Origin of the sequence: Oceanobacter sp. 5_MG-2023, assembly GCF_030548165.1 — a bacterium.
Taxonomy (GTDB): Bacteria; Pseudomonadota; Gammaproteobacteria; order Pseudomonadales; family Oceanobacteraceae; genus Oceanobacter.
Genome location: NZ_JAUORS010000001.1, coordinates 296,104 through 311,498, shown reverse-complemented (window position 1 = coordinate 311,498; position 15,395 = coordinate 296,104). Strand labels below are relative to the sequence as shown.

Here is a 15,395-nt window from a genome sequence, read left to right as displayed (position 1 = left end):
TGCACATACGGAATCAACATGACTCAAGATGAACTCAAACAAGCCGTCGGTGCCGCCGCGGTGCAATATATTCTGCCTCACCTCGAAGACAGCAGCATTGTCGGCGTAGGCACCGGCTCCACCGCCAACTGCTTTATTGACGCCCTCGCCCAACACAAGGATCTGTTTGATGGCGCTGTCGCCAGCTCCGATGCTTCAGCCCAACGACTGCGAGATCATGGTATTCCGGTGTATGACCTGAACTCCGCCAATGTCATCGACTACTACATCGATGGTGCCGACGAGATCAATCACCATCTGGAAATGATCAAGGGGGGCGGGGCCGCGCTGACGCGCGAAAAAATCGTTGCCGCCGTTGCCCGTCATTTCATTTGTATTGCCGACCAAAGCAAACTGGTCACCACCCTGGGCGAATTCCCGCTGCCCGTGGAAGTGATTCCCATGGCCCGCTCTTACGTAGCCCGCGAAATCGTCAAACTGGGTGGAGACCCGGTCTACCGGGAAGGCGTGATCACCGACAATGGCGGCCAGATCCTCGACGTCTATAACCTGCGTATCGATGCTGCCATCACTCTGGAAAAACAGCTGAACCAGATCACCGGTGTTATCACCAACGGCCTGTTTGCCATGCGCCCGGCCAATACCCTGCTACTGGGCACCGACAAGGGCGTCCAGACCCTGACTGCGCAGTAATGAGCGCCCAGCACCCGACCGGCTGGCGGACCCTGGGCGCGTGGCTGTGCCGCGGCTTGGCGGCCGTCGGGTTATTGGTTATCTGCCTGCTGATTCTGGTGCTGGTGTCATTACCGGCCTTGGTCAAATCGGCTGCCAACCAGTGGCTGCCCGGCCTGGTGCAGCAAGTGACCAGTATTGAAGTCAGCTGGCATATCAAGACCCTGCAGCTGGATCGGCTCGAACTGGATTACCTGTCAGCCCGGCTCACCGATGGCACCACTCTGGCTTTGCAGGACGCACGCCTGCAATACGACTCCATCGGACTACTGGGCGGCCAGCTGGAGCAACTGCAGATTCACGAATTGAATATTGTACTCGGCAGTACCAGCACCCAACTGGCGACAGCGCACGCAGACAGCACTGAAGCCGCTGCCCGCGCACAGCTGGAAAGTGAGTGGATCGAGTTACCAGAATTAAGTCAGCTACTGACCACTCTGCCGATCAACGATATAGCCATTGATACTCTGCGCATCGAACACCCCCAATTACACGCCCGACTCAGTGCCCACCTGAACTCACAACGCTGGCAACTGCTCGGACAATTAACCCCTTTTCCTGCCGAGGCAAGCGCAAGCACAAGCAGCGCCGCACCGTGGAACCTGAACCTGCAGTTACTGGCTGACGGCCAGATTCTGGCGCAAATCTCCGACCAGTCGACCCTGCTGGCACACTGGTTTGTCCAGCTGCAACAGGATGACACCACCACCCAGGCTAACGTTCGTCAGGTACTGGTACTGCCGGAGTTATCCCGCCAGGCCTATCGACTCCCCCACGACCTGCGCCAGCTATTCAGCTCCCACCCCGTGTTGTCAGCACTCGAAACACTGGAATCCACTGCCACCCTGTCGGTAAACAACCGGTTTCGTTTTCCTCAAGACCTGCAGGTGGAGTCGACCACCCTTTTAACCATGCGCCCCGGCCAACACCAGCTCAGTCGCGAGCTCCCCGATACAACGATTGAAGCCCTGACTGACACCGGTCACCGCCTCGGCCAATGGCAATTCAGTCTGCAACACCAACAGGATACCTGGCACAGCCAGCTCAGTGGCCCAGCCATCCGTCTGCGCCAACCAGGCCAGAGCGTTCACATATCACCATGGCAGGCGACGATGCAATGCGACCGGTTGCTGACGGACTGCCAGGCCAAGACCCAGCCCGGTATACACTTCCAGTGGCAAGACCAGGACCAGACCCGCATTGACAGCCAGATCACGGTACCGATGCAGCTGCAGTGGCACAGCCTCAGCACCGCCAGCCACCCCATGCTCTCGGCCCAGATACAACTGGCCGCCACCGGCACGCTGAACAGCACCGGCCTGACCAGCGCCTGGGACCTCACCAGTCATCTACAGCTCACCCTCAACCCGACCGGCCCGATTACACTGCAACTGGACAACACCCGGATCAACGCCCAGCCACAGCCGATTGAACAGTGGCAACTGTCTGACCTGCAGCTGCGCCAAAGCGAGCACTTGCTGGCGACCTGGGACACGGAGAACAGCACCGCCCCCTTTGCCGCCCTGACGGAGCTGGCGTTCGACCTGTCACCGCTGACGGCCCGACAAGAAGATCGGGTAATCCGTACCGGTGCATCACAGCTCGGCTGCATGCTCGATCTGGCAAAACCACGCTGTCAGTTACGGCTGCTGTTGCGACCATCCCAATGGCAACAGTGGCCCTTGCCTGATGCTCGCCTGACGGCCAACCTTCGCTACCATGTTGCAACCACCCGACTGACCGCCAACCCCGAGCTGCGCCTGGGCAACGGCGAGTTACAATTACGTAGCCAGCTGCAGCACCAGCTCGATTCCGGTATTGGCTCCTGGCAATTCCAGCTACTGGACAGCAGCATCGTCTGGAGCCAGCTGGGGCTGAACAGCATGCCCAATCTGACCGGTGTCGAGATTCTCAGTGGTGAACTGTCTGGCCAGGGCTGGGTCGACTGGGATCTGGAACAACAGCGCATCCAGCCCGATATCATGTTACGCGGTGACAATATCAGCCTGGTCTACGACAACCGCATCACCCTGGATCGCTGGCAATTCCTGATGGCCATGCGCTCCGACGCAGACCAGCACTATCAGATCAACAGCCAGATCAGTGGCAGCACCCTGAACACTGGCGTCGAGCTGTCCGAACTGCTGGCCCGGGCCGACATCACCCTGCCCCAGGACTTCAGCTGGGCAACGGCCAATGTCCACGAACTGCATACCCGGTTACTGGGTGGCCGGATTTATATTCCAGCCGTGCAATACGACAGCCGCAAAGAGATCAACTCCTTCGGTATTGCCATTGAACAACTGCAGCTGGGCAGTCTGGCCAGGCTGGAACCCAGTGCCGAACTGGATGCCGACGGTCTGCTCGACGGTGCCTTGCCGATTGTCCTGACCCCGCAAGGCCCCAGCATTCCTGCCGGTAATCTGTTTGCCCGCGCTCCCGGTGGCACCATTCGTTATCAGACTGACGCCAGCGAAGCCCTCAAACAAAGCGACCCCAGCGTCGCCCTGGCCATGCAGTTACTGGAAAACTTCCACTTCAAGGAACTCAAATCCGGGGTACGCTACCAACCCGATGGCGCGCTTAACCTCAGTTTGCAGTTTGAAGGCAACAACCCCGATTTTTTTGACGGCCAGGCCACCCACCTCAACGTCAATCTGGAATACAACCTGCTCGATTTGCTCTCGAGCCTGCGGGTCGCCGACGACGTGATCAACCGGCTGGAACAGAAATACCAATAGCTGTTGGTCCGGCCACGGTTCCGCCCTGGGCACCGGATCAAACCCGACAGGGCGGCGGCGGATATTTTGCCGTAAAACCGTCATGTTCTTGCTCTAGGCTGCTGCTCCTTTGATTCAGGTTCAGAATTCCGCGTTGTCCTGCCGGATAATGTCCCCAGCCTTGGCCAAAGCGGGCTACAATCGGACTGATTTTTCACGGGTAACTCAGGAGTACATCATGGCCTTTAACGATTCACAGCGAATGTTCCCAGAAACCCGCATGCGCCGCATGCGTCGGGATGATTTTTCACGCCGCCTGATGCGCGAAACACAGCTGACGACGGATAGCCTGATTTACCCGATGTTTGTTCTCGAAGGTCATCAGGAACGTGAGCCTATTGCTTCCATGCCGGGTATCGAACGCCTGTCCATTGATGAGTTGGTAAAAGAAGTCAAATACCTCTATGACCTGGGCATTCCCTGCATCGACCTGTTTCCCTATACCCCGGCAGATGCCAAGTCTGAACGGGCGGAAGAATCGTTTAACCCCAATGGTCTGATCCAGCGGGCAATCCGTGCCATCAAGGACGCCGTACCAGACATGGGCGTCATGACCGATGTCGCACTCGACCCTTTTACCACCCACGGTCAGGATGGCATTATTGATGGCGATGGTTATGTGCTTAACGACATCACCGTTGAAACCCTGGTGAAACAGGCGCTGTCCCATGCCGAAGCCGGTGCCGATGTTATTTCGCCGTCCGATATGATGGATGGCCGGATTGGTGATATCCGCGCAGCATTGGAAGAAGAGAGCTTTGTGAACACCCGTATCATGGCCTATTCCGCCAAATACGCTTCCGCTTTCTATGGCCCGTTCCGGGACGCCATCGGTTCTTCCGGCAACATAGGCACAGGCAACAAATACACCTATCAGATGGACCCGGCCAACAGCAATGAAGCCCTTCATGAAGTGGCGCTGGATCTGGCAGAAGGGGCCGACATGGTGATGGTCAAACCGGGCATGCCCTATCTTGATATCGTGCGTCGGGTAAAAGATGAATTCCAGGTGCCAACCTTTGTCTATCAGGTCAGTGGTGAATATGCCATGCAGAAAGCAGCGGCTCTTAATGGCTGGCTGGACGATGAAGCCATCATGCTGGAATCACTGACCTGTATCAAACGAGCCGGTGCCGATGGCATCCTCACCTACTATGCCAAGCAATACGCCGAGTGGATCAACGCTTAAGGAAGCCGAATGAGCGACGTACAGACAACCGAAGCACCTATCGATCTGAGCAGCAGCGAATACTACTTCAATCGTGAATTGAGCCATTTGCAGTTCAATATCCGGGTACTGGAGCAAGCACTGGATGAAAGCCATCCACTGCTTGATCGCCTGTTTTTCCTGTGCATTTTCAGCCGCAACCTGGATGAGTTCTACGAAGTCCGGGTCGCCAACCTGACACAGCAACTCACCTTCGCCCGTGAACAGGCCGGTGCCGATGGCATGCATCCACAGCAGGTTCTGAGTGCGATTCATACCCTGTGCAGCGAAACCGTCGAGCGTCAGTATCGTATTCTCAATGAAACCATTCTGCCGGCGCTGGAGCAGGAAAATGTTCACTTCCAGCGACGCCGGGACTGGACCGAAGAGCAGCGGCTCTGGGTGGAGGAATATTTTCGCGACAGCATTCAGCCACTGGTCAGTCCGATTGGTCTGGATCCTTCCCATCCGTTCCCACGACTGGTCAACAAGAGCCTGAATTTTATTGTGGAGCTGGACGGCAAGGATGCCTTTGGCCGTGAAACCGGCCTGGCGATTATTCCGGCACCACGTTCCCTGCCGCGCATCATCCGGATTCCGGATCATCTCACCAGCGGTGGCGACCACTTTATTTTCCTGTCCTCCATGATTCACGAGCATGCCGCTGAGCTGTTCCCAGGCATGAAGGTCAAAGGCTGTTACCAGTTCCGGGTAACCCGTAACGCGGATCTGGAGATCGACGAAGACGGCACCAACGATCTGGCCTCCGCGCTTGAGGATGAGTTGCACTCCCGTAACTTCGGTGAAGAGATGCGGCTGGAAGTGGCCGACAACTGCCCGTCCGAGCTGGTGAACTTCTTGCTGCACAAGTTCAACCTGGCGGCCAACGATCTGTATATGGTGAATGGTCCGGTGAATCTGGGCCGCATGATGGAAGTGATTGGCCAGATCAATCGCCCCGACTTGCAATACACGCCATTCACTCCTGGCCTACCCAAGAACATCAAGTTCAAAAAGAGCATTTTTGAAAGCATGCGCGAACGCGACACGCTGCTCTTACACCCGTTCGAATCCTTTACTCCTGTCGTCGACCTGCTGCGGGAAGCCGCCAAAGATCCTGCGGTACGCGCCATCAAACAGACGCTGTACCGTACCGGTGCCAAGTCTGAAATTGTTAACGCCCTGGTCGACGCCGCCCGCAGTGGCAAGGAAGTCACGGTTGTAATCGAGCTGCGCGCGCGATTCGACGAAGAAGAAAATCTCTACCTTGCCAACCGCCTGCAAGAAGCCGGAGCGGTGGTGGTGTACGGTGTAGTTGGGTATAAGACCCACGCCAAGATGATGCTGATCGTGCGCAAGGAAGAAGATCGCTACAAACGCTACGTGCATCTGGGAACGGGCAACTATCACGCTGGTAATGCCCGTGCTTACACCGATTACAGCTTCCTCACCAGTAACGATGTGATTGGTGAAGATGTCGCCGCGGTGTTCCAGCAACTGACGGGCATGGGCGCAGCACTGAAAATCAAGAAGCTGTTTCACGCTCCCTTTACCTTGCACAAGAAACTGATCGAACTGGTTGATCGCGAACGCAGCCATGCTGAAGCAGGTCTGCCAGCACTGATTCGCCTGAAAGCCAATGGCTTGACGGAACCCAAGCTGATCCGGGCGCTGTACAAGGCGTCTCAGGCAGGGGTGAAGGTGGAACTGATTATCCGTGGCATGTGCTGCCTGAGACCGGGAGTACCAGGTGTTTCCGAAAACATTGAAGTGCGCTCCATTATTGGCCGCTTTCTTGAACACACCCGGGTGTATTACTTCCTCAATAATGGCAAGGACGAAGTCTACGCTGCCAGTGCAGACCTGATGGAGCGTAACCTGCTCAACCGGGTTGAAACGGCCTTTCCGATCGAAAGCAACAAACTGAAAGAGCGCGTCAAGTCTGAGCTTGAAGCCTATATGCTCGACAACAGCCAGGCCTGGATCTTACAGTCGGATGGCCGTTACCTGCGCAGCGAGCCAGCAGAGGGCGAAGAAGTTATCCGCGCGCAAAATATCCTGTTGGCGACACTCGCCACAACCTCAAGCTAGCCTTTCAAGCCCGCCTCGGCCGCCAGGCCGAGGCGACTGGTCACCCGTCGCCGATGCTGGCACCGGTTACTCAACCGTCAGTGTCATACCCGCCGCTTTCTGGTAATCCACTTCCGCCATCAAGTCACCCGCCGTCAACGAATGCCCTGCCAGCCAGCCAGCCGGCAGTGTCAGGCTTAGCGAGTCATGGTCACCGGCAATAACCTTCAGTTCCGGCACCGGTACCGGATGTGCTCCCCGACCATGATTCAGAATCACCGCAATACGTAACAAGCGCGTCAGCTGGATAACAAAAGCCCGGCTTTCCGGAGACAGGGTTGCAAATTCACCCAGATTGAATTTACGTCGGTGACAACGTACCAGGGCCGCCAGTTTGGCTTGCCCTTGGCGGGTAAAGCCCAGCATATCGGCATGCTGCAGCAGATAAGCACCATGTTTATGGAATCCGCTATGCGACAGGCTCAGTCCAATTTCATGCAACTCGGCCCCCCACAACAGCCAGCGCACCTGGCTCTCCTCCAGACCAAGATCCTGGTACACCTGCAGAAACAATGCACGGGCCATATCACTGACTCTGGCGGACTGGGCCTCATCGATATAGAAACGCTCCTGCAAGGAACGCACAGTGCGCTGACGCACATCTTCATGGCTTGAGCGTCCAAACAGATCCCATAGTGCGCCTTCACGCAAGGCGCCGTCGGAATACACCATGTGTTCGATATCGAAGGTATCAAAAACAGCGGTCAAGATAGCAAGGCCACCAATAAAGACCTGCCGACGCTCAACCTTTACACCAGGCAAAACCACATCATCCAGCGTCTCGAACTGCAGCGTTTGTTTGCGCAGCTTTTTTAACGCCTGGCGGGTAATGCCTTCGGTTGACCAGCCAAATTCCACCACGGATTGCTCTACTGCGCGGATCGTACCGGATGAGCCGACAACGTTTTGCCAACCAAGATGCTTGTAGTCGGTTTCAATATGCAGCAATTCCTGACGAGCCGCCGCCACCGCCCGCTCAAACGCGGCTTCGGTAATCTGGCCATCAGCAAAAAAGCGCCGGGTAAACGACACACACCCCATATGCAGGCTTTCCAGCGCCTTGGGTTCGAAGCGTTCACCAATAATAAATTCGGTACTGCCGCCACCAATATCCACCACCAGCCGGTTACCGACATCGTCGGCCAGCGTATGCGCCACACCCAGGTAAATCAGGCGGGCTTCTTCGCGCCCGGCAATCACCTCAATGGGGTAACCCAGCACCGCTTCGGCACGATCGATAAAGTCTTGCCGGTTGCGAGCGGCCCGTAACGCATTGGTGGCCAGTACGGTTACTCTGGTGGAGTCCATACCTTGCAAGTGTTGGCCAAATTCACGCAAACAATCCAGACCACGCTGCTGGGCCTCTTCAGACAACATGAACTCGTCATCCAGGCCTGCAGCCAGCTGAACTTTTTGTCCGCGCCGCTCCAGAGTACGAAATTCACCATGAAATTCGCGGGCGATGACCATATGAAAACTGTTGGAGCCCAGATCAACCGCTGCAATCAATTCGCCTGGCTGGGCTGAGGAATCTGACATAACTCGAAGTCCTGAAACTGTCTTTTTTGAGGGCAGGCCACGAATATGCAACTCACAGGGGCAGGCGTCCAGTAGATCTTTGCGCTATCTCTGCGATTGATTCCCACAGAAGCCCGCGTACAATGACATAAATTATGACCTCAACACGCAAGGGGAAACCATGAGCGATCTCATCACAATGACGAGTGACGACAGTTTTGAAACAGATGTACTGGCCAGCGACCTGCCTGTACTGGTGGATTTTTGGGCTGAATGGTGTGGTCCATGTAAGATGATCGCCCCGGTATTGGAAGAAATTGCTGAAGAGTTCAAAGGCCAGTTAAAAATAGCCAAACTGAATATCGATCAGAATGAAGCCACTGCACCCAAATACGGCATCCGTAGCATCCCGACCCTGATTCTGTTCAAAGGCGGCAACGTCGAAGCCACCAAAATTGGCGCCATGAGTAAATCGGAACTGACAGCATTTATCCAGCAAGCCCTGTAAATGCGACTTGCTTGACACGTCCAACCAACCCAAAAATGGTTCAACATTTTTGGGTTGGTTGGACTGGACACCCCCGGACATTGGGTCTATAGTTTCTGTACGCCTTGGGTTCTCCAAAGTTTTTCTCCTCTTGATATCATTCAAGCTCCGCCCCAACACCCACTAAATTGCATCTATCTGTCCCTATGAATCTTTCCGACCTTAAATTGAAAGCCGTTCCTGAGCTCTTGGCTATCGCCAAGGAAATGAGTCTCGAGAACGTTAGCCGTACCCGCAAACAAGATATTATCTTTGCCATTCTCAAGCATCATGCCAAGGGCGGAGAAGATATTTATGGTGATGGGGTGCTGGAAATCCTGCAAGACGGGTTTGGTTTTTTAAGAAGCTCCAACAGTTCTTATCTTGCCGGCCCTGATGATATCTATGTTTCACCCAGCCAGATTCGACGCTTCAATCTGCGCAAGGGTGACAAGATAGCAGGCAAGATCCGGCCTCCCAAGGATGGCGAACGTTATTTTGCGATGTTGAAAGTCGCTGAGATTAACGACGACAAACCTGAAAACGCCAAATCCAAAATCCTGTTTGAAAACCTCACCCCCCTCTTCCCCGATCATCGTTTCTTCCTTGAACAAGGTAATGGTTCAACCGAAGACCTCTCTTCCCGAGTACTCGATCTGGTAGCACCCATTGGTAAAGGCCAGCGTGGTTTGATTGTCGCGCCACCCAAAGCCGGTAAAACCATGCTGCTGCAAACCATCGCCCAATCCATCACCCGTAACAATCCGGAATGTGATGTGATTGTGCTGCTGATTGATGAGCGTCCGGAAGAAGTAACCGAAATGAAACGTTCGGTACGTGGTGAAGTGGTTGCCTCCACCTTTGATGAGCCACCTGCGCGCCATGTTCAGGTGGCTGAAATGGTGATTGAAAAAGCCAAGCGCCTGGTTGAACACAAACGTGACGTGGTGATCCTGCTGGATTCCATTACCCGTCTGGCACGTGCCTACAACACCGTCGTCCCCAGCTCAGGCAAGGTACTGACCGGTGGTGTCGATGCCAATGCACTGGAAAAACCAAAACGTTTCTTCGGCTCTGCCCGTAACGTGGAAGAAGGTGGTTCCCTGACGATTATCGCCACCGCTCTGGTCGACACCGGCTCCAAAATGGACGAAGTGATCTATGAGGAATTCAAGGGTACCGGTAACCAGGAACTGCACCTCGATCGCAAGATCGCCGAAAAACGCATCTACCCAGCCATCAATATTCGTCGCTCCGGTACACGCCGTGAGGACATCATGTTTGATGAGTCTTCGCTACAGCGTCTGTGGATTTTGCGTAAACTGCTGACCGAAATGGAAGATGTGCAATCGATTGAATTCTTGCTGGGCAAATTGAGCCAAACCAAGACCAACGATGAGTTCTTCGACTCCATGCGTGGCGGCAAATAATTTGTTACGCCCTTGATGCTTTTTGGCCCTGCCGGACAAAACCGGAACAAGGGTTAAAACAGCCATAAAAAAAGCCACCCGAGCGGTGGCTTTTTTTATGGCTTGAATTTATACCTTGATACATGAAACAGACTGACGGACCCGGCTGACCCCAGCCAGCAAAACGCAGATCAGATTGCCGGAATCAGGCTACCGCCCATGGCATTCTTGAGCTTTTTCATGGCGTTCTTTTCCAGCTGACGAATACGCTCAGCGGAAACATTGTAAATCGCCGCCAGCTCATGCAGGGTCGCCTTTTCATCGCTCAGCCAACGCTGCTGCAGAATCGCCCGACTGCGGTCATCCAGATCACTCAACGCCGAGCTTAAACGTTCGCTGGCATCCTGCTCATAATTATCGGCTTCGACGGTCAGTGCCGGATCAGCACTTTTATCTTCCAGATAATACGCAGGGGCCTGATAGGCGGAATCATCATCGTCATCGACACCGGCATCAAACGCCGCATCGTAAGCATTCAGCCGGCCTTCCATCTCGAATACCGTACGGGTTTCAACCCCCAGATCGGCAGCGATGGATTTGGCTTCTGCCTGGCTCAACCAACCCAGACGCTTCTTCTGGCTACGCAGATTAAAAAACAGTTTGCGTTGTGACTTGGTGGTAGCCACTTTGACGATACGCCAGTTACGCAGGATAAATTCGTGAATTTCGGCCTTGATCCAGTGCACCGCAAATGACACCAAACGCACACCCACTTCCGGGTTAAAACGTTTGACGGCCTTCATCAGACCAACATTACCTTCCTGGATCAGATCGGACTGGTTCAGCCCATAGCCGGAATAGCTGCGGGCAATGTGAACAACGAAGCGCAAGTGAGCCATAACCAGTCGACGCGCCGCTTCCAGATCTTCCTGGTAGTGCAGGCGGTTGGCCAGCTCTCGCTCTTCTTCAACACTCAGAATAGGAATCGCATTAACCGTTGAAATGTATGCCTCGAGATTGGCTCCCGGGGACAGTGCATCGACGGCTTGCAAGCCTTTGTTCATTACATACTCCATTAGCGACAAGGTAGCGAATTGCTCCACCGCATAAACTGTGGCGAGGTTCGCTACAGAATCTGAATTTCAGGGTCAGTGTAGCACCCGGTTTCTCCGACATCCAAGGCAGCACTGAGTTCCATTACAGCAACAATAACGGCATAAGTCACACTATCAGGGTTCTATTTCATGCAGATGGCGGCTTACAGACCACCAGGCACCTAACCAACCCAGCAGCATCGCGCCAGACAACAAGACCAGAGCGGCATTGGCGGACAAGGGTTGCAGCTCAAAGGCAGAGCCATACAGGGCGGACAGTTCTGCCACCGGTTGTTTCAGCAACAGCCAGCAACCAATCAACATCAGCCAGGCCAGCAGTCCGCCCACCATGCCGTACCACAAGCCGGTATACAAAAAAGGCCGACGCACATAGGCGTCTGTGCCCCCCACCAGCTTGATCACCCGGATTTCATCCACCCGCGCGGCAATGGACAAGCGAATGGTGTTACCGACCACCAGCAAGATAGCCAAGGCCAGCATCACCCCCAACACCCAGATCAGGCGTTCGCCCAATGCAATGATGGCCCGTAACCGCTCCAGCCAGGCCATATCCAGCTGTGCGCTATCGACGATATGGAAAGAGGTCAGCTGCTGCAGCAACTGTTGCAAGCGCTCCGCAGTCAGCCCCAACGGCGGCTCCACCAGAATCACCGCAGGCAACGGGTTTTCCGCCAACATGGCCAACGCATCCGCCAGGCCGCTGGCGGCACTGAATTGCGCCAGTGCCTGCTCGGCGCTGATGTATTCGGTGTCGACCACATCTTCCAGCCCTTTGATACGTTGCAGTAATGTCTGCCCTGCGGCCACACTGGCTTCTTGCTGTAAATACAGGGTAATACGGCCGGACTGCTGAAAATTTCCACTCAGCTGCTCAATATTGGTCAGAGACATCCACAATGCCCCCGGTAACGTCAAGGCAATGGCAACCACCAGCCAGGTCAACAGGCTCGATGCCGGTCGTGCCAGCAAGGTCAGCAAGGTCTCTACCGCCACAAGCTGGTTATGAGCCAGCCAGGCGGTCGCCCGATGAACAAAACCAATACTTTGTGCCGAGGCTCCTGACGACGCTGAACGCGTGGGCTGAGCCGCAGATGCGGCGGAACGCGACGCCGCAACGGCGCCCCGTTTTTTATCCGGAGTGGTCGACATGCAAATCGCCTCCCATCTGACCATGATCAAGAATCAGGCGACGCTTGCCCATACGTTCAATCAGGGCAATATCGTGGGTGGCGATCAATACGGTGACCCCCACTTGCTGAAAGCGTACAAACAAATCCATGATTTCTGCTGACAGTTCCGGGTCAAGATTACCGGTTGGCTCATCAGCCAACAGCAGAGGGGGTTTGTTGACCACGGCGCGGGCAATACCCACCCGTTGCTGCTCTCCTCCAGACAATTCCACCGGATTGCGGCCTTCCAGATGCAGCAAGCCAACGGAATCCAGCGCTGCCCGTACCCGTCGGGCACAATCCAGTGGTGAATACCCGGCAATCTGCAGCGGCAACGCGACGTTATCGAATACCGGACGATCAAACAGTAATTGGTGATTCTGGAATACCACGCCGACCTTACGGCGGTGATAAGGCACCTGTCCGGCCCGCAAGCGGTTCAGGTTCTGGCCATCCACAAACACCTGTCCCCGGGAGGGCCGCTCCATCAGCATCATCAGCTTCAGCAGTGTGCTTTTACCAGCGCCACTGTGGCCGGTCAGAAAAGCCAGCTCACCCCGTTCCAGCTCAAAGCTGACGCCGCTGAGCGCTTCCTTGCCCCCGGCGTAGCGTTTGCCCACCTGGTCAAAGCGAACCATGCTCATCGCTCAGTCTCCGCTGTTGTCGCGCTGGAACAGAGCATCGATAAATTGACCGGCATGAAACGGACGTAAGTCTTCAATGCCTTCACCGACACCGATAAATCGCACCGGAATACCAAACTGTTTCGCCAGTGCAAAAATCACCCCACCCTTGGCAGTGCCGTCCAGCTTGGTCAGCGTCAGGCCGGTCACGCCGACGGACTGCAGGAATTGCCGGGTCTGGTTGATGGCATTCTGGCCAGTACCGGCATCCAGCACCAGCATGACTTCGTGAGGGGCTGCCGGATCAAGTTTTTTCATCACCCGAACCACTTTTTCCAGCTCTTGCATCAGATTGTCCTTGTTGTGCAGACGTCCGGCAGTATCGGCAATCAGCACATCGACCTTACGGCTTTGCGCCGCCTGCAGTGCATCAAAAATCACTGAGGCGGAATCGGCTCCGGTATGTTGGGCAATCACCGGTACGTCGTTACGTTCACCCCATACCTGCAGTTGCTCAACCGCCGCGGCACGGAAAGTATCGCCTGCAGCCAGCATCACGCTCTTGCCTTCATTCTGGAATTGGCGAGCCAATTTGCCAATCGTGGTGGTTTTACCTACACCATTGATACCCACCATCAGGATGACATAGGGTGCCGCCTGCGCCGTCACCAGCAGTGGTGCTTCCACCGGGGATAGTGCGCTTTTTAATTCATCAATCAGGGCGTCGTACAGCGCGTCGGAATCTTTCAGTTCCTTGCGGCTTACGCGGTCGGTCAGTCGCGACATGATATCTGCGGTGGCCTCTACACCAACATCCGCCATAATCAGCTGGGTTTCCAGCTCTTCCATCAGGTCGTCATCAATGGCTTTTTTGCCCAACAGCAAGTTCGCCAGCCCATCGGTCAGACTGCTGCGGGTGCGGCTGAGGCCAGCCTTGATACGGGCGAAAAAGCCGGGTTTTGAGACTTTTTCTGGTGCTGCCGGTGTGGCTGGGGCGATGGGTTCGGAGTCGGGTTCAGGGGTTATATCCACGACTGGCTCGATGGATGCTTCCACGACCGGCTCAGGTTCAAGAGCATCGTCAACAAGGCCGTCAACCTGGGCATCAACAGGAGTACGAACAGCAGGCTCCTCAGCCGCTGCCAAACCAGAGTCTGAGGCAAGATCGTTTGTTATCGGCGCTGCTTCATCCAGAGTATCTTCCAGCTCGGGAAAGGCAGACATCCCGGATGGGCTGTTATCCTCGACAGCCCAAATCGGTGGATGGTCAAGGTCATCCGATTCAATCGCATCGGTAGCGTCTACCTGTGGGGCATCGACCACACCGGCATCACTCTCTGGTCCGGCCTCTGCCGGGTCGGTTGTTACATCAGCACTGACTACCGCATCGGTCTCTGCCGGTGATTCGGTGGCTGGCTGGTTTTTCTTTTTGCGCTTAAAAAACTTAAACATGGCGTTCACTGTCAGCGTGGCTGGGAGAATATGCCGGAAACGGCTGAAATAGGCGGCTATGCTACCACTATTCCTGTCTTTTGGATGTCCCGGGTTGCAAGTCCGATGTCGACATTCGGGCTGCGCTTGATACCATCCGCCGATACCCATGGTTATTGATGAGATTCTGCGTGAGTAAGTTACCAACCCAACAACTGAGAATTATTGGTGGCGAATGGCGCTCCCGTCGACTGCGCTTTGTTGCGGTTGATGGTTTGCGTCCAACCATGGACCGGGTTCGTGAAACCATTTTTAACTGGCTACAGTTTGATGTCGAAGGCGCGCGGGTGCTGGATGCCTTTGCTGGCAGTGGTGCACTTGGTATCGAGGCGCTGTCTCGCGGGGCACGGGAGGTGGTATTTCTGGAAAAACACCCCAAGGTTGCGCTACAGATAAAGGATAATCTCAGCGTGTTAAACGCCCTGAATGCCCAGGTGTGGGCCGGTGATGCCCTGGCCTGGTTGCAACAAAACCCACAGCCTTTTGATCTGGTTTTCCTTGATCCGCCGTTTGGCAAGCAGCTACTGCAACCAGCGATTGATGCGCTGACGTTATTACCTGGCACCCTGGTCTATATCGAGCATGAAACAGCGCTGCAACCAACCTGGCCCAGCCATTGGCAGGAACGCAAAAGCAAAACCACCAAGGAGTTCTGCTTTCGGTTGTTTATTGTCAGCGACTGATTCGATTACTGA

12 protein-coding genes are annotated in these 15,395 nt (G+C 55.2%); 7 read left to right on the top strand and 5 right to left on the bottom strand.

Translation table 11 applies throughout. The features are described 5' to 3' along the window. The first annotated feature begins 18 nt into the window (after positions 1–18). From rpiA to ppk1, 4 genes are all read left to right on the top strand, one after another. Positions 19–693, top strand: coding sequence for a ribose-5-phosphate isomerase RpiA (rpiA, locus tag Q4551_RS01435; protein ID WP_303431348.1), 675 nt, complete (start codon positions 19–21; stop codon positions 691–693). Continuing rightward, positions 693–3,473 carry a YdbH domain-containing protein gene (locus Q4551_RS01430; protein WP_303431347.1) on the top strand — a complete coding sequence of 927 codons (2,781 nt, stop codon included), beginning with the start codon at positions 693–695 and terminating at the stop codon, positions 3,471–3,473. Before rpiA ends, Q4551_RS01430 begins: the two co-directional genes overlap by 1 nt. A gap of 217 nt (positions 3,474–3,690) precedes the next feature. After that, complete coding sequence (gene hemB, locus Q4551_RS01425; protein WP_303431346.1) at positions 3,691–4,701, top strand: porphobilinogen synthase; 1,011 nt, start codon at positions 3,691–3,693, stop codon at positions 4,699–4,701. A gap of 9 nt (positions 4,702–4,710) precedes the next feature. Beyond that, a complete protein-coding gene (ppk1, locus tag Q4551_RS01420) occupies positions 4,711–6,810 on the top strand; it encodes a polyphosphate kinase 1 (protein WP_303431345.1) in 2,100 nt (699 codons plus the stop codon). A 66-nt stretch (positions 6,811–6,876) separates the two neighbouring features. On the opposite strand, the gene ppx is transcribed toward ppk1, so the two are convergent. Beyond that, entirely contained in the window at positions 6,877–8,388 is a 1,512-nt protein-coding gene (gene ppx / locus Q4551_RS01415; RefSeq protein WP_303431344.1) for an exopolyphosphatase, read from the bottom strand. Positions 8,389–8,548: 160 nt separating this feature from the next. On the opposite strand from ppx, the gene trxA reads away from it, so the two are divergent. Both trxA and rho read left to right on the top strand, forming a co-directional pair. After that, positions 8,549–8,875 carry a thioredoxin TrxA gene (gene trxA, locus Q4551_RS01410; protein ID WP_303431342.1) on the top strand — a complete coding sequence of 109 codons (327 nt, stop codon included), beginning with the start codon at positions 8,549–8,551 and terminating at the stop codon, positions 8,873–8,875. A gap of 185 nt (positions 8,876–9,060) precedes the next feature. After that, positions 9,061–10,323 (top strand): transcription termination factor Rho, encoded by a 1,263-nt coding sequence (gene rho / locus Q4551_RS01405; protein ID WP_303431341.1) that lies wholly within the window; start codon positions 9,061–9,063, stop codon positions 10,321–10,323. A 170-nt stretch (positions 10,324–10,493) separates the two neighbouring features. Here rho and rpoH read toward each other — a convergent pair whose 3' ends face one another. From rpoH to ftsY, 4 genes are all read right to left on the bottom strand, one after another. Then, positions 10,494–11,366: an RNA polymerase sigma factor RpoH gene (gene rpoH / locus Q4551_RS01400; RefSeq protein ID WP_303431340.1), complete on the bottom strand. Its 873-nt coding sequence runs from the start codon at positions 11,364–11,366 to the stop codon at positions 10,494–10,496. Positions 11,367–11,531: 165 nt separating this feature from the next. Beyond that, on the bottom strand, positions 11,532–12,566 hold the full coding sequence (gene ftsX / locus Q4551_RS01395) for a permease-like cell division protein FtsX (RefSeq protein ID WP_303431339.1): 1,035 nt from the start codon (positions 12,564–12,566) through the stop codon (positions 11,532–11,534). Next, complete coding sequence (gene ftsE, locus Q4551_RS01390) at positions 12,547–13,224, bottom strand: cell division ATP-binding protein FtsE (RefSeq protein WP_303431395.1); 678 nt, start codon at positions 13,222–13,224, stop codon at positions 12,547–12,549. The genes ftsX and ftsE overlap by 20 nt, the downstream gene beginning before the upstream one ends. A gap of 9 nt (positions 13,225–13,233) precedes the next feature. After that, positions 13,234–14,661, bottom strand: a complete 1,428-nt coding sequence (gene ftsY, locus Q4551_RS01385; RefSeq protein WP_303431338.1) for a signal recognition particle-docking protein FtsY — start codon at positions 14,659–14,661, stop codon at positions 13,234–13,236. Between the two features lie 170 nt (positions 14,662–14,831). Here ftsY and rsmD point away from each other — a divergent pair, with 170 nt between their 5' ends. After that, positions 14,832–15,383 (top strand): 16S rRNA (guanine(966)-N(2))-methyltransferase RsmD, encoded by a 552-nt coding sequence (rsmD, locus tag Q4551_RS01380; protein WP_303431337.1) that lies wholly within the window; start codon positions 14,832–14,834, stop codon positions 15,381–15,383. Positions 15,384–15,395: the final 12 nt, after the last annotated feature.

Coding starts and splice junctions, on each gene's coding strand:
- trxA (WP_303431342.1), top strand. CDS start 8,549: ATGAGCGATCTCATCACAATGACGAGTGACGACAGTTTTGAAACAGAT.
- rho (WP_303431341.1), top strand. CDS start 9,061: ATGAATCTTTCCGACCTTAAATTGAAAGCCGTTCCTGAGCTCTTGGCT.
- ftsX (WP_303431339.1), bottom strand. CDS start 12,566: ATGTCGACCACTCCGGATAAAAAACGGGGCGCCGTTGCGGCGTCGCGT.
- rpiA (WP_303431348.1), top strand. CDS start 19: ATGACTCAAGATGAACTCAAACAAGCCGTCGGTGCCGCCGCGGTGCAA.
- ppx (WP_303431344.1), bottom strand. CDS start 8,388: ATGTCAGATTCCTCAGCCCAGCCAGGCGAATTGATTGCAGCGGTTGAT.
- ftsE (WP_303431395.1), bottom strand. CDS start 13,224: ATGGTTCGCTTTGACCAGGTGGGCAAACGCTACGCCGGGGGCAAGGAA.
- rpoH (WP_303431340.1), bottom strand. CDS start 11,366: ATGAACAAAGGCTTGCAAGCCGTCGATGCACTGTCCCCGGGAGCCAAT.
- ppk1 (WP_303431345.1), top strand. CDS start 4,711: ATGAGCGACGTACAGACAACCGAAGCACCTATCGATCTGAGCAGCAGC.
- ftsY (WP_303431338.1), bottom strand. CDS start 14,661: ATGTTTAAGTTTTTTAAGCGCAAAAAGAAAAACCAGCCAGCCACCGAA.
- Q4551_RS01430 (WP_303431347.1), top strand. CDS start 693: ATGAGCGCCCAGCACCCGACCGGCTGGCGGACCCTGGGCGCGTGGCTG.
- hemB (WP_303431346.1), top strand. CDS start 3,691: ATGGCCTTTAACGATTCACAGCGAATGTTCCCAGAAACCCGCATGCGC.